Source organism: Corynebacterium comes (assembly GCF_009734405.1).
Lineage (GTDB): Bacteria > Actinomycetota > Actinomycetes > Mycobacteriales > Mycobacteriaceae > Corynebacterium > Corynebacterium comes.
Genome location: NZ_CP046453.1, coordinates 192,615 through 205,967, shown reverse-complemented (window position 1 = coordinate 205,967; position 13,353 = coordinate 192,615). Strand labels below are relative to the sequence as shown.

The 13,353-nt window shown below is 69.6% G+C and carries 14 protein-coding genes; 5 read left to right on the top strand and 9 right to left on the bottom strand.

Annotated elements, in window-relative coordinates; genetic code table 11:
- Positions 1–61: 61 nt before the first annotated feature.
- Complete coding sequence (locus CETAM_RS01005; protein WP_156226672.1) at positions 62–982, top strand: alpha/beta hydrolase; 921 nt, start codon at positions 62–64, stop codon at positions 980–982.
- Here CETAM_RS01005 and CETAM_RS01000 read toward each other — a convergent pair.
- Genes CETAM_RS01000 through CETAM_RS00975 form a run of 6 tightly spaced genes read right to left on the bottom strand, consistent with a single transcriptional unit; the run spans position 967 to position 5,915 of the window.
- Positions 967–1,992 carry a YihY/virulence factor BrkB family protein gene (locus tag CETAM_RS01000; RefSeq protein WP_156226671.1) on the bottom strand — a complete coding sequence of 342 codons (1,026 nt, stop codon included), beginning with the start codon at positions 1,990–1,992 and terminating at the stop codon, positions 967–969. The genes CETAM_RS01005 and CETAM_RS01000 overlap by 16 nt on opposite strands.
- Before the next feature lie 4 nt (positions 1,993–1,996).
- Positions 1,997–3,445, bottom strand: a complete 1,449-nt coding sequence (locus CETAM_RS00995) for an alcohol dehydrogenase catalytic domain-containing protein (protein WP_156226670.1) — start codon at positions 3,443–3,445, stop codon at positions 1,997–1,999.
- On the bottom strand, positions 3,337–4,146 hold the full coding sequence (locus CETAM_RS00990) for a VOC family protein (RefSeq protein ID WP_156226669.1): 810 nt from the start codon (positions 4,144–4,146) through the stop codon (positions 3,337–3,339). The genes CETAM_RS00995 and CETAM_RS00990 overlap by 109 nt, the downstream gene beginning before the upstream one ends.
- The gene (locus CETAM_RS00985; RefSeq protein WP_156226668.1) at positions 4,147–4,440 is read right to left on the bottom strand and encodes an RNA-binding S4 domain-containing protein; all 294 of its coding nucleotides are present in this window, start codon (positions 4,438–4,440) and stop codon (positions 4,147–4,149) included.
- 51 nt (positions 4,441–4,491) lie between these two features.
- Positions 4,492–5,142 carry a LysE family translocator gene (locus tag CETAM_RS00980; RefSeq protein ID WP_156226667.1) on the bottom strand — a complete coding sequence of 217 codons (651 nt, stop codon included), beginning with the start codon at positions 5,140–5,142 and terminating at the stop codon, positions 4,492–4,494.
- 38 nt (positions 5,143–5,180) lie between these two features.
- Positions 5,181–5,915 (bottom strand): SDR family NAD(P)-dependent oxidoreductase, encoded by a 735-nt coding sequence (locus CETAM_RS00975; protein WP_156226666.1) that lies wholly within the window; start codon positions 5,913–5,915, stop codon positions 5,181–5,183.
- A gap of 81 nt (positions 5,916–5,996) precedes the next feature.
- Here CETAM_RS00975 and CETAM_RS00970 point away from each other — a divergent pair, with 81 nt between their 5' ends.
- Positions 5,997–7,049 carry a hypothetical protein gene (locus tag CETAM_RS00970; RefSeq protein ID WP_156226665.1) on the top strand — a complete coding sequence of 351 codons (1,053 nt, stop codon included), beginning with the start codon at positions 5,997–5,999 and terminating at the stop codon, positions 7,047–7,049.
- 1 nt (position 7,050) lies between these two features.
- On the opposite strand, the gene CETAM_RS00965 is transcribed toward CETAM_RS00970, so the two are convergent.
- Positions 7,051–7,725 (bottom strand): alpha-ketoglutarate-dependent dioxygenase AlkB, encoded by a 675-nt coding sequence (locus CETAM_RS00965; protein WP_156229310.1) that lies wholly within the window; start codon positions 7,723–7,725, stop codon positions 7,051–7,053.
- A gap of 112 nt (positions 7,726–7,837) precedes the next feature.
- Between CETAM_RS00965 and hrpB the strand changes: the two genes are divergently transcribed.
- Positions 7,838–10,177, top strand: a complete 2,340-nt coding sequence (gene hrpB / locus CETAM_RS00960; RefSeq protein WP_156226664.1) for an ATP-dependent helicase HrpB — start codon at positions 7,838–7,840, stop codon at positions 10,175–10,177.
- Here hrpB and CETAM_RS00955 read toward each other — a convergent pair.
- Together CETAM_RS00955 and CETAM_RS00950 are read right to left on the bottom strand one after the other, a co-directional pair.
- A complete protein-coding gene (locus tag CETAM_RS00955) occupies positions 10,174–10,416 on the bottom strand; it encodes a hypothetical protein (RefSeq protein WP_156226663.1) in 243 nt (80 codons plus the stop codon). The genes hrpB and CETAM_RS00955 overlap by 4 nt on opposite strands.
- 19 nt (positions 10,417–10,435) lie before the next feature.
- Entirely contained in the window at positions 10,436–11,197 is a 762-nt protein-coding gene (locus CETAM_RS00950; protein WP_156226662.1) for a TSUP family transporter, read from the bottom strand.
- A 68-nt stretch (positions 11,198–11,265) separates the two neighbouring features.
- Between CETAM_RS00950 and CETAM_RS00945 the strand changes: the two genes are divergently transcribed.
- On the top strand, positions 11,266–12,315 hold the full coding sequence (locus tag CETAM_RS00945) for an AbrB family transcriptional regulator (RefSeq protein ID WP_156226661.1): 1,050 nt from the start codon (positions 11,266–11,268) through the stop codon (positions 12,313–12,315).
- Positions 12,315–13,346, top strand: coding sequence for an AbrB family transcriptional regulator (locus tag CETAM_RS00940; RefSeq protein ID WP_156226660.1), 1,032 nt, complete (start codon positions 12,315–12,317; stop codon positions 13,344–13,346). The genes CETAM_RS00945 and CETAM_RS00940 overlap by 1 nt, the downstream gene beginning before the upstream one ends.
- The last annotated feature ends 7 nt before the right edge of the window (positions 13,347–13,353 follow it).

Below are 13,353 nucleotides of genomic sequence, written 5' to 3'. Positions count from 1 at the left end.
TCCCAGACTAGCCCGATTGAACTGTGAGCGTGCCCCTACCGAGGCAACTAGGCTGGTCGCCATGACCGACACTTCCGACCAGCCCAGCAGGCCCCACGAGCAGTTGCAGGAAGAGCAGTTCCGCGCCGAGTTCCAGGTCGGCGGCATCGACCGTTCACTGCCCGCCGAGGAGCAGCTCGAGCAGCTGTACTCGTACATCGACGCCCACTACGAGATGCCCGACTTCACCCCTCCGTGGAAGGGCGGAACGGGGGATCCGGACCCGGCGGACAACTACATCGCCCGCCTGCCGGACCGGATCACCCATACCGCGATGCTCATGCTCGGCTCGGGTCTCGACCACTCGATGCCGGGTGTCGTGTGGTCCGAAGGCGTCGAGGTGGAGGAGGTCCCGGAGGTCGGTGGCCGCCTGTTCACCCCGACCGAGCCGACCGGCGCATGGGCCATCAGCTTCCACTCGGGCGGCTGGTGGCGGGGCTCGGGCAACGCGCTGGAGATCTCGTGGCGACCGGAGGTGGCCGCCGCCGCGCAGAAATCCGGGACCGTGATCCTCGATCTGGATTACCCGCTCGCCCCGCAGAGCACTCTCGAGGAGATGAACCGGATGGTGCGGAAGGCGGCGGGTGTGGCAAAACATCACAACGCGACGTCACTGACCGGGTGGGGCTACTCCTCCGGCGCCGCCCTCGCCGCGATGAACGCCCCGCTTTTCGACGCCCTCGTGCTCACCTTCCCCGACCTCGACAGCGTGGCCGGTCTCCCCGACGAGATCCGGGCCGGCCAGTCGATACCCGAACCGGCAACCTGGCCGCGCACGCTGGTCCAGGTGGCGCTGCAGGATGAGATCGCGGGCAGGCCGACGGGCGTCGACATGCATGAGATCCGCGGCTACGTTTCCCGCCACCGGGTGTCCACCCCGGAGGTGGCGCGAGAGAAGATCGCCGACGTGGCGGAATTCCTCCGCGCTCAGTCCTCCCGGTAGCGCATCCGGAGGTCGCGGCCGCGTTCCTCCATCTTTTCCCGGACCTCGTCTTTCCGATCGGATCGGCGGGTGGAGCGGGGGCGGAGCTGGATCTCCCGTTCCGCCTCCACGCCTTCCCTGAGTTGGCGGGCACGCTCGGTCTCAGCGTCGACGTGCACCCCGAGGATGAGCATCGCGTTCGCCGCCCACAACGCAAACATCAGCGCCAGGAGGGTGCCGATTGCACCGTAGGGGCTCAACGATGCGAAGAACACCAGATAGAGATAGAAGAGGACGCTGACCAGCGCAAGCCCGAGGAGGGCGACGAGCGCGCCGATGCCGAACCACCGGAAACGGGCCTGCTTCACGTTGGGGGTGGTGTAGTAGAGCACCGCGATGAGGACGACGACGAGCCCCACGATCAGCGGCCATTTCAGCCATTTCCACACGGGCAGGAAGCCGCCGAGCAGGTAGTCGAGAACACCCGACAGGCCCAGGGGTCCGGCGAGCGGGCCCAGGGTGGCGTTGACCACCGTCTCATTGAGCATGACCGACACCAGGACCCCCACCGTTCCCAGCAGCAGGACAAGGGTGGTCGCGAGCATGGTCCCGATTCTGGTGATGAATCGCCGCCCCTCCGTCTGTCCGTAGACGATGTTGGCGCAGCGCGAGAACGCCTGCACGTACGCCGATGCGGACCACAAGGCGACGGCAGCGCCGACCATCAGACCGACGAGGCCGCCGGCCGAGGAATCGATGACCATTCCCACGACGTCGCCGACCGCCTGCCGGTATCCGGCCGGGATGTAGGTGCCGATGAAATCGGTCGACAGCTCAGAGACCAGCTCCGCGTTGTTCGCCAGCACGAGGGTGGCGATGGAGTAGATCGCCAGGCTCGTGGGGGCGAAGGTCAGGAGTGTGAAGAAGGTGAGCATGGCCGCCTTGTCCAGTCCCCCACCCAGCCAGAATTCTCGGACCGTACGGCCGGCGACGAACCGCCAGCCCTGGTGGCTGAGCCGAGGACGCGACATCAGGTCAGAAGGTCGTCGCGTCGATGACGAAGCGGTAGCGCACGTCCGAGGCGATGGTGCGGTCGTAGGCCTCGTTGATGTGCTCGGCGCCGATGAGCTCAATCTCGGCGGTGATGTCGTGGGTGGCGCAGAAGTCGAGCATCTCCTGGGTCTCCCGGATGCCACCGACCAGCGAGCCGGACAGCGATCTGCGCTGCTGGGTGAACATGCGGGCAGGGGCCTGCAGGGGCTCGCCGGGCAGGCCGAGCTGGACGAGTGCGCCGTCGAAACGCAGCAGGCCAAGGTAGGCGGCGGTGTCCAGGTCGACGGAGACCGTGTTGAGGATGATGTCGAAGTGCCGGCGCAGGTCCTCCGGCAGGCCGTCCGCGGTGGAGACGTGACGGGTCGCGCCGAACGAGAGGGCGTCATCCCGCTTGGCGGTGGAATGGGAGAAGACGGTGACCTCCGCGCCCATGGCGGCGGCGATCTTCACGCCGACGTGCCCCAGGCCGCCCATGCCGATGACGCCGACTCGTTTGCCCGGGCCCGCGCCCCAGCGTCGGAGTGGCGAGTAGGTGGTGATGCCCGCACACAGCAGCGGGGCGGTCGCCGCCGGGTCGAGGCCTTCCGGGACACTGACGACGAAGGACTCCCGCACCACGATGGCCTGCGAATATCCCCCCTGTGTCAGTTCCTCGCCGTCGAAGCCGCCGTAGGTGGGGGTGGGCCCCTCGTCGCAGTAGGAGATCTCGCCGGCCAGGCAGGCGTCGCATTCCCCGCAGGAGTTGACGAAGCAGCCGACGCCGACCCGCTCGCCTTCCCGGAACGTGGTCACCGCGGGCCCGACCGCCTCGACGATGCCGACGATCTCATGCCCCGGGACCAGCGGGTAGGCGCGCTCACCCCAGTCCCCGCGCATGGTGTGGATGTCGGAGTGGCAGATGCCGGCGAACTCGATGCGGATGCGCACGTCGTCCTCACGAAGCTCGCGACGTGTGACGGTCACCGGCTCCAGTGGTGCTGCGAAGCCGGGGGTGCCCCATGCGCGGACGGTCAGTTCAGTCATACGGCCAGGGTAGTTGCTCCAGCGGCAGGTCCGCATGCTGACGCGGCCATCCCGGTACGGGATCCCCTCCTCGTCCCAGTACGCGGCGGCGCGGTCGGCGACGGCCGAGGTGCCGTCGGCGCGCACGACCCGCCACCAGCAGGTCAGGTGGCCGTAACCGGCCATGATCCGGCCGACCTGGCGGGGGCCGGTGCCCGCCAGCACGGCGATATCTCCGTAGCTGGCCACCCGTCCCGCCGGGACCCGGTCCACCACCTCAAGGACCCGGGACGTCAGGTCACCCAGTTCGAGCGCCCCGCTCAGAGGGAGAAACCCTCCAGCGGGTCCGACTCGCGGATGTCCTCTTCGGCAGGCTCGTCCACCTCGCAGAGGGTGACGGTCGCGCCGGTGGAATCGGCGATGATGCACATGCGGCCGAACTCGGAGTCCCAGGGCTCGCGGATGATCTGACCGCCCAGCTCCGGGACCTTCTTCACCGTCTCATCCATGTCGAGCACGCCCAGGTAGGACTGCCAGAAACTCGGGACCTGCGGCGGGAATGCTCCCTCGGCCTTCCAGATGCCCGCGAACGGGGCACCCTCCACCATGGCGGTGGTGTAGGTGAAGCCTTCTCCGGCTTCCACGGCCACGAGCTCCCAGTCGAGCAGAGCGTGGTAGAAGTCGACGGCCGCGTCGAAGCCCGCGGTGGCGGTGAGCTCGTGCCACACCGGGGTGCCCGGCTCGCCGGCGGCGATGAAGGCGTCCTCGCCGGCCGGTTCGATGAGGCCGAACATGGCGCCTGCGGCGTCGACAAGCACGCACATCCGACCGAGGCTGACCTCGGTGGGCTCGAGGAGAACACGGCCGCCCAGGCCCTTGACCTGCGCGACCTGGCCGTCGATGTCATCGGCGAGGAAGTAGGTGACCCACGTGTCCGGGAACCCTCCCCCGTCCTCGGGCTGCGGGATGAAGCCCGCGACGGGCAGACCCTGGACGCGCGCGATGCGGTAGTCGTCCCCGGTGATCTCCCATCCGAGGATCTCCGAGTAGAAACGAGCGGACTTCCGCACGTCAGAGGTGGTCAGGTCGATCCAGTACGGCATGCCGCCGACGGCCTCGAAAGCTGGCATCTAGAGGTTTCTCCACTTCTCGGGGTCAAAATCATCGTCGGCGGTGGCCTCGTCGAAGTAGTCTTCCTCGTCCTCGGCCGCCGACGTCACACGCGCGCAGGCGTCCGCGATGCATACGAGATCACCGTGGCGCAGTGTCCGGCCGCGGCGGGTGTCCGCCTCACCGTTGACGGTGACCTGACCCTCGGCGATCAGCTGCTTGGCCTCGCCGCCGGTGGCCACCAGGCTGGCCAGCTTGATGAACTGGCCGAGCTTGATCGTCTCATCGCGGATCGCGACATCATGGGCGTGCATGGTGGCCAAGTCTAGCCGGGGCGGGGCGGGTCCCGCGCACGGCCATGGGGATCACCCCAGGCCGGTCACACCCTCGACGAGCATGTACAGCGCGAGTCCCACGAACACGAGGCCGGTGAGGACGTCGATGGCCCGCGCGTTGCGCAGCAGCCGCTCCGAGAGGCTGCGGACCGCGAAGGCCAGGACCATGAACCACACGACACCCGTCGCCATGAGCACCACCATGATGAGCAGGCTCCACTCCCAGCCCATGCCCGGGCGGATGAACTGGGCGAACACCGCGCCGAAGAACAACACCGCCTTCGGGTTCGACAGGTTGGTCGCCGTGCCGATGCGCCAGGCACGGGCCGGGGAGTAGACCTCCCCGGCGTCCCCCTCCCCGGCGGGCCCTTCCCCGCCCGGCTGCTCCCGCTGTCCGGACAACCCCGAACGTAACGCCCCCGCCCCCATCCACAGCAGGTAGGCGCCGCCGAGCACCTGCAGGACGGCGAGGATCCCCGGGCGGGAGTTGAGCAGCGCCGAGAGCCCGAGCATGGACGCGGCGATCCACACCGCGGTACCGGTCATGATGCCCAGCCCCGTCCAGACGCCGGCGGTGCGCGAACGCACCCCGAGGCGGATCACCTGCGCGACATCGGGGCCAGGTGACACGATCGCCGCCACCCACACGGTCAGCAGCGACAGGAACAGAGAGGGGGTCACACCCCGCAGTCTAAGCCCGTGAATTTAAAGCCCGGAATTCAGGCCTGGTCCCTCGGCATGATGTTCATCGTGTCGATGTTCACGTGCTTCGGCAGCGACGCCACCCAGCGGATCGCCTCCGCGATGTCCCCGGCGGTGAGGTTGAGCTTGTCCGCGTAGACGGCCTCGGCCTTGGGGGCGTCACCCTTGAAGCGGACGAGGGAGAAGTCGGTGGCCACGCGGCCCGGATCGATCTCGGTGATGCGGATCGGGTTGCCGGCCTCCTCCATGCGGAAGGCACGGGTCAACGCGCGCAGGCCGAACTTCGCGGCGTTGTAACCGGAGCCGCCCGGGTAGGCGGTGAAGGCTGCCATGGAGCCGATGTTGATGATGAGTCCCTCGGCGGCGTCGATGAGCGGGAGCAGCGCACGGGTGACGCGCACGACGCCGAGGACGTTGGTGTCGTACATGACCTGCCAGTCCCCGAGGTCCGCCTCGCGCAGGGTGTCCAGACCCAGGGCGCCGCCGGCGTTGTTGACCAGCACGTCGACGCGGCCGAACGCCGCCACCTCGGCGGCGAAGGCGGCCACCGACTCTTCGGAGGTCACGTCCAGCTCGATGGCCGTGCCGCCGGTGCGCTCGGCCACCTCCGCAATCCGGTCGAGGCGTCGCGCGGCGACGACGACGTGGAACCCGTCGGCGGCCAGTGTGTCCGCGGCCGCCGCGCCAATCCCCGATGAGCCGCCGGTGATCACGGCGATTCTTCTGTCCTGGTGTCCTGTGTTCTCTGTCATGGGCGCTATTGTGGCATGAACCACACTGGAGGAGTGGGCGCCCGGCGAAACGCTGCCACGACCCACCTCGGCCGAGGACCCATGAAGAGACCCGTACCGCAGATGACAGGCACCGATGTGCCCGGTGATGAGCCGTCGGAGCGCTCGGTCGCCTTCGGGTTCGAGGATGTCGCGAACGAGGACGTTCACTGGCCCTCCGTCCGGGCCCGCCTGGCAGAGGTCGGCGCCACGGCAGTCACACTCGCAGTCGGCCGTGCCGACTGGCTGGCATTTCCCTGGGCAAGCGCATCCAAATGGGAGTCCTCCGCCGTGGCCGGAACCGGACGGGATTTCGTGGCGGAAGCTCTGGCCGAACTCGACGGCCTCGCAGCCACCCTGGTCGTGGATGCCCTGGCTCCGAGAGCCATCAGCCTGGACCCGGGCATCGCAGGCCGGACGGCCGATGGCGAATCCTCGCCGGATTTCCTGTCGGTGTCCGCCCTCGACGGCGGCTACTTCGGCACGCACCTGGAGGCCATGTGCCGGGAGGTCGCCCGTCGGTACCGGCCGGAGAGGATAGCGCTGACGGAGCTGATGTTCGACGACGCCACGTTTAGCCGCGACGATCTGGCCCACTTCGTCCGGCATACGGGCCGCCCGGGATTTCCCCTCGCCAAGAACGGGGAGATTGACGTCAATCACCCGGACATCCACCGCTGGCGGTGCGAATCGTTGGTTCGGCTGCTGGGCCGAGTATCGGGGCAAGTCGCCGAGTTCGATGTAAGGGTGGATATGGATGTGCGCGTTCCTTGGGGGAATCCCGACGGTGACCGGGCAGACTCAGGCCATGACTACGCCCTGCTGCTCGAGTCCGTCGACCGCATCGTGGTCTGGAACTACTTTGCGCTGGCAGATGCGGATCCAAGCTACGGCGCCGATCTCACCCGCTCACTCCTGCGGCGCTTCGGGGACCGTTTCGTGATATCAACCGGGTTGTGGAGCAGGGAAGACGGCGTCGTGTCCCCGGAGGATATGACAACCAGCCTCCGGGCGGTCGCGGCGGCCGGAGGCCGGTCGGTGTCCGTCATTCCCACCAGCCTGATGGCGGAGGAGCACTGGGAGGCCCTTGCGGAGCTCTGGGCCGGCGCCCCCTGACTCACGCCTGACGGAGGGTGACGTTGATCCGCCCCTCCGCCACCCCGCACCCGGCGGGTGCGGTGCCCGGGTGGATCCGGGGCACCCCGTGGTACGCCCGGCGGGCCGGCCCGCCGAAGACGAGGAGGTCGCCCGACATGAGGAGAACGTCGTCCCAGGGCCTGGTCCGGCCCTCCGTGTTACCCATCCGGAACAGGGCCTCGTCCCCGATGGACAGGGAGATCACCGGCGCGGGCGAGTCCTCCATCGCGTCGACGTGCAGTCCCATCGACGCCCCCGGCGGGTAGTAGTTCACCAGGGCCACGTCGGCCCGGTAGGCGGCGGCCCACGGGGCGAGGGCCGGGCTGATCCGGGCGGCGGCGAGAAGCGCACGGCGGGCGAGTTCCTGCCACCCCGCAGGCACATCGGGCGCCTCGACCCCGCCGGCGCCGCGGGGGACGTAGCGGAAGGGCTGCGAGAGATACGCCTGGCCCAGCGTCATCAGGTACGCACTGGTCATGCCGTCGCCGACCGGCACGCGGCGCATGGCCGCCGGAGTTCCCGCCGCCTCGCGGGCGAGGCTGCGGGCGTGCGTCACCACCGCCTCCTGCTCACCGAGGGTGAGGAAGCCCGGCAGGTGCGCGACTCCGGCACGCACCTCGTGCGGCGGGCGGGGCAGCGGGGCGTCGAAAAGCATGGACAACGGGTGCCTCCTGACACAATGGGACCCATGAGCTTCAACCCGGAAACCTACTCCACCCTGGCCCGCCTCCGCATGGGCACGTGGTGCGTCCCGGTGGACGGACTCCATGCCTGAGCACTTCGACCTCGAACGCATCGGCCGGGGCCTGCCGGTCGCTGACACGATCGCGCGGCTGCCCGGCCTGCTCACCGGGCGCCGGACCCTGGTGGTGCAGGCCCCGCCGGGCACCGGCAAGACGACGCTGGTGCCGCCCGCCCTGGCGAACCACGTGGACGGAAAGGTACTGGTCACCGCTCCCCGGCGGGTGGCGGTGCGCGCCGCAGCCCGCCGCCTCGCCCACCTCGACGGGTCGCGCCTCGGCGAGCGCGTCGGCTTCACCGTCCGGGGTGAGCACCACCCGGGCAGCCTGGTGGAGTTCATGACGCCGGGCGTGCTGTTGCGCCGACTCATGTCCGACCCGGAGCTCGGAGGTGTCGCGGCGGTGGCGGTGGACGAGGTCCATGAACGGCAGCTGGACACCGACCTGGTGCTGGGCATGCTGCTGGAGCTGGTGCAGCTGCGCGAGGACCTCACGGTGACGGCGATGTCGGCGACCCTGGACGTCGACAAGTTCGCGACGCTCATGGACGCCCCCGTCCTGGAGACGGCGGCCGTGACCCACCCGCTGACCGTGCGTTACCGGCCGCATCCGGGCCGGGCCGGCTGCACCCGGGAGTTCCTGGACCACCTGGCGGCGCAGGCCGTCGGGCACGGGGATTCGGTGCTCGTGTTCGTCCCCGGGGTCCGCGAGGTGGAGTACGTCATGTCGCGTATCCCCGGCGCGCTGCCGCTGCACGGCTCGCTCAGCCCCAAGGAGCAGGACGCGGCGCTGACCCCCGGCGACCGGCCGCGGGTGATCGTGGCGACCTCCATCGCCGAGTCCTCGCTCACCGTCCCGGGGGTGCGCGTGGTCGTCGATTCGGGCTTGTCGCGTGTTCCGCGTCGCGACGCCACCCGCGACATGACCGGCCTGGTCACCGTCTCCGCGGCGCAGTCGACGGTGGATCAGCGTGCGGGCCGCGCCGGGCGTGAGGGGCCGGGCACTGTCATCCGCGCCTACACGCAGGCCGATTACCAGCAGCTTCGCCCGCACATCACCCCGGAGATCGCCACCAGCGACCTCACGCAGGCAGCCCTGACCCTCGCCGTATGGGGCACACCCCGGGGCGTCGGGCTTCCGCTTGCCGACACCCCTCCCGCCCCCGCCCTCGACGCCGCCGAGACGGTGCTGCGCGGCGTCGGCGCCGTCGGCGCCGACGGTGAGGCGACCCGTCTGGGCCGCCAGCTGGCGGCCATGCCCGTCGATCCCCGCCTGGGCCGCGCCCTGGTGGAGTGCGGCCCGGCGGCGGCCCCGGTGGTCGCGGTCCTGGCGGACTCCCCCCGTGGGGACATCGCCCGCGCGTCCGCCCCTGCGCGGGAGGTGCAGCGTCTGCGTCGCCTGGTGAAGGGTGGCAGCGGCGAGTCGGACCCGGGCGTGATCACCGCCCTGGCCTTCCCCGGACGAGTCTCCCGGCGGGTGGGCGAGGAATATCTGCTGGCCAGCGGCACCCGCGCCGTCCTGCCCGGTGATCTGGGCCTGACGGGGGCGGAATGGCTCGCCGTCGCGGAGGTGACCCGCAGCGGCGGTACCTCACGCGAAGGCCGGGCAGGGGCGACGATCCGCGCGGCCGCCCGACTGAGCGAGGAGCAGGCCCGGCAGGTCGTGGGGGAAACCTCGGAGATTCTGGCGACCGTGGCAGACGGAAAGGTCCGCGGCCGCCGGGTCGTGCGGCTGGGGGCAATCGAACTCAGTTCCACTCCGGTGCAGGTACCTCCCGAGGAGGCAGCGGCAGCGCTGGCGGCGTCCGTCGCCAGGGAGGGGCTGGACATGTTCCGCTTCTCCGACGCCGCCCGGAACCTACGCGACAGACTCGCATACCTGCACCAGCAGCTCGGTGATCCGTGGCCGGACGTCGAGTCCGCCGATCCGATGAGGTGGCTGGGCCCCGAGCTGGGGAGGATCGCCCGCGGTACGTCGATCCGTGGGGTGGACATGTACCCCGCCCTCCAACGACTCCTCCCCTGGCCCGAAGCCGCACGCCTGGACGAGCTCGCCCCTGAACGGCTGCGGGTGCCCAGTGGCAACCGGCACCGTGTGGACTACTCCACCGGCCGCCCTGTTGTCAGTGTCAAGCTGCAGGAATGCTTCGGGTTGTCGGCCTCCCCCGAGTGCGCGGGGATGCCGGTGCTTTTCCACCTGCTATCCCCGGCAGGGCGACCGTTGGCGGTCACCGACGATCTGGCCAGCTTCTGGTCCGGACCGTACACCCAGGTCAGGGCGGAGATGCGCGGTCGATATCCCAGGCACCCGTGGCCGGAGGACCCGTGGACGGCACCGGCGACGGCGCGGACGAAGAAGAAGTCCTAGTCCTCAGAGGACTCGATGAGCCGGAAGTTGGCCGGCATGTCCGCGACGTCGAAGGCTGCGGCCGCCCCCGCGAGGGTGGGGAGGGCCTCTGCCGAGGCGGTGACCTCCAGGTCGTCGTTGCCGTAGACCTTCGCCAGGAAGAACTCCCCGGCGAGGAAGTCAAGGGCGGCGTTCTCGTCTCCGGCGACGTCGTCGGGAGCAGGGACACGCAGTGGATTGATGACTGTTGTCGTACTCATGACGTCGACGATAAGGACGTCAACTGAAAATTTGCTGCCAGGTGAGCAGGGAACTCATGACAATCACCACCAGCAGCAGTGCCACCCGCACCAGTGCCGCCCCGCCACCGAGCACGGTCCGCGCCCCCAGCTGCGCGCCGACGATGTTGGCGACCGCCAGGACGAGTCCCAGCTGCCACCACACGTGCCCGCCCCACGCGAACACGAGCAGGGCCCCCAGGTTGGTGGAGGCATTCACCACCTTCGCCATCGCCGCCGACCTCAGGAAGTCCTGCGACAGGAGCGCCGTGAACGCCATGATGAGGAACATGCCGGTGCCGGGCCCGAAGATGCCGTCATAGAATGCGATCACCCCCACCGCGAGCAGCACCAGCCAACGCCGCCAGCGGCCGACCTCTCCCCCGCCGGCGCCGGTGCCGAAGGAGGGACGCAGCGCGACGAAGGTACCCACCGCCAGCAGCAGGACGATGATGAGGGGGCGCATGACCGCGGCGTCGATGAGCGAGGCAGACAGGGCACCGGCACCGGAACAGACCATTGCGAGCACCACATACCAGGGTGTGATGCGGGGCCTGACCCGCCGGACCAGCGTCCACGCGGCCGAAGTCGTGCCGGAGAGCCCGACCAACTTGTTGGTGCCCAGTGCGGTCGCCGGTGCGAGACCGGGCACGACCGCCAGCAGCAACGGGATGAGCACCAGCCCACCGCCGCCGATGACGGCGTCGACCCAGCCCGCGACGGCCGCGCCGCCGATGAGTACCGCCCACAGTTCAGGTTCCACACGACGATTGTCCACCCCTGACGGGGGGAACACAGGACGGACCCGCCGGGCGAGTATCGTGCTCAATCATGAGATCAGTGGCGGCGCGGTGGGCGGTTGTCCTTCCCGTCTCCCTTCTCCTCGGGGCACTTTTTGAATGGCTGAACGTCCCCGCCGGCTGGATCCTCGCCGGCATCCTCGCCGCCGGCGGCATGGCCCTGTCCACGGGCGAGGAACTCCCGCTCAACCGGACCGTGGAACGCGGCGGCCGGGGCACCATCGGCATTCTGGCCGGCATTCCGCTGGTCGGGGTGCCGCTGGCGGAACTCAGGGAGTATGCGTTGCCGGGTGTCGTCGTGGCCCTGTTCATCGTGGTGTTCGGCGTCGGCGGCGGGCTGCTGCTCTCGCGTGCGGAACGCGCCATCAGCCGCGAAACCGGCATCCTGTCCATGCTCGCCGGCGGCTCCTCGGTCATGCCCGCCCTGGCCCGCGACCTCGGCGCCGACTTCCGCTACGTGGCACTCAGCCAGTACCTGCGACTGCTCGCGGTCTCGATGACGTTGCCCCTGGTCACCGTCTTCTTTGCGACGCCCGCCGGCGCCGGCGCCGACCCTGCCGGCCCGGAGGTCACTCCCTGGATGTTCCCCGCGATCGCACTCATCGCCTTCTTCGGCTTCCACGTTGCCCGACTCCTGCGGCTACCGTCCCCCGGAGTGTTCGGTCCGCTGCTGCTCACCCTCCTCGGCGGAGTCCTCCTGCCGACGGAGTGGAGCCTGCAGCCACCGGAGTTCTTCCGCGTCTACGCTTTCCTGGCCGTCGGCTGGATGTGCGGCGGCGGGCTGTCGATGCCGGCGTTGAGGTTCTTCGCGCGCCAGCTCCCGGCGACGATCCTGTTCATCGTCCTGCTCAGCGTCGCGTGCGCGCTGCTGGCGATCCCGATCATGCACTGGGTGGGCATCACCTACTTCGAGGCCTACCTGGCCACCAGCCCCGGTGCGATCGAGACGGCTCTGGCATTGTCCTCGGAGGGGGGCGCGGGCCCGTCGGTGGTGACGATCCAGCTCATCCGCCTGCTGGGTGTCCTGCTCATCGCCGGTTACCTGCCGCAGATCCTCCGTCTCCTGAGCAGGGGTCGCTGATGCGCTGGTTGATTGTCGCGCCGGTCTCCGTCGGGCTGGGTCTGCTGTTCAGCTACTGGCACGTGCCGGCGGCGTGGATTCTGGCGGCGATCCTCTCCTCGGGCGCGATGGCCCTGTCCACCGGCAGGGAGCTGCCCGTCAACCCGGGGGTCTTCCGCTTCGGCCGCGGCATCATCGGCATGCTCGCCGCCCTGCCGCTGGTCGGAGTCCCCCTCGGGGTATTGGGCGGGTACCTGCTTCCGGGCCTGTTCGTCGCGGTGGTCACCCTGGCCATCGGCGTCGGCGGTGGCCTGCTGCTGGCCGCGAAGGAGCGCGCCGTCAGCCCCGAGACCGGCATCCTCTCCATGCTCGCGGGCGGTGCGTCCATCATGCCCGTGCTGGCGAAGGAACTGGGCGCCGACTACCGTTTCGTCGCCCTCGGCCAGTACCTGCGTCTGCTGGCGGTGTCGGTCTCCCTGCCGCTGGTCACCACCTTCTTCTCGACGCCCGCCGAGCACACCGCACCAGATGAGCCCCCGGTGGTCTGGTTCATGGTCGTCGCGATCGTCCTGATCGCCTACTTCGGCGACGCTGTGGGACGCCTCATCCGGTTGCCGGTGCCCAGTGTCCTGGGGCCGCTGGCCATCACCGTGGCCGTCGCGCTCCTGCTCCCCGAGGACCTGAGCCTCCTGCCACCGGAACTCTTCCGCATCCTGGCGTTCCTGACCATCGGTTGGATGTGCGGCGGCACCCTCTCCTTCCCCGCCCTGCGGGCTTTCGCCCGTCAGCTGCCCGCCACGGTGACGTTCATCGTGGTGGTCATCGGCGCCTGCGCCCTTACGGCGGTACCGCTGACCTGGTGGCTCGACATCACGTATTTCGAGGCGTATCTGGCCACCAGTCCCGGGGCCCTGGAGACGGTGCTCGCCCTGTCGAGCGAGGGCGGCGCCGGACCGGTCGTCGTGGCCGTCCAGATGATCCGGCTCATGGCGGTGCTGGCGATCGCCGGGTGGCTCCCTCAGGTGATCAGGCTGCTGACGCGGGGGCGGTAACGTGGCG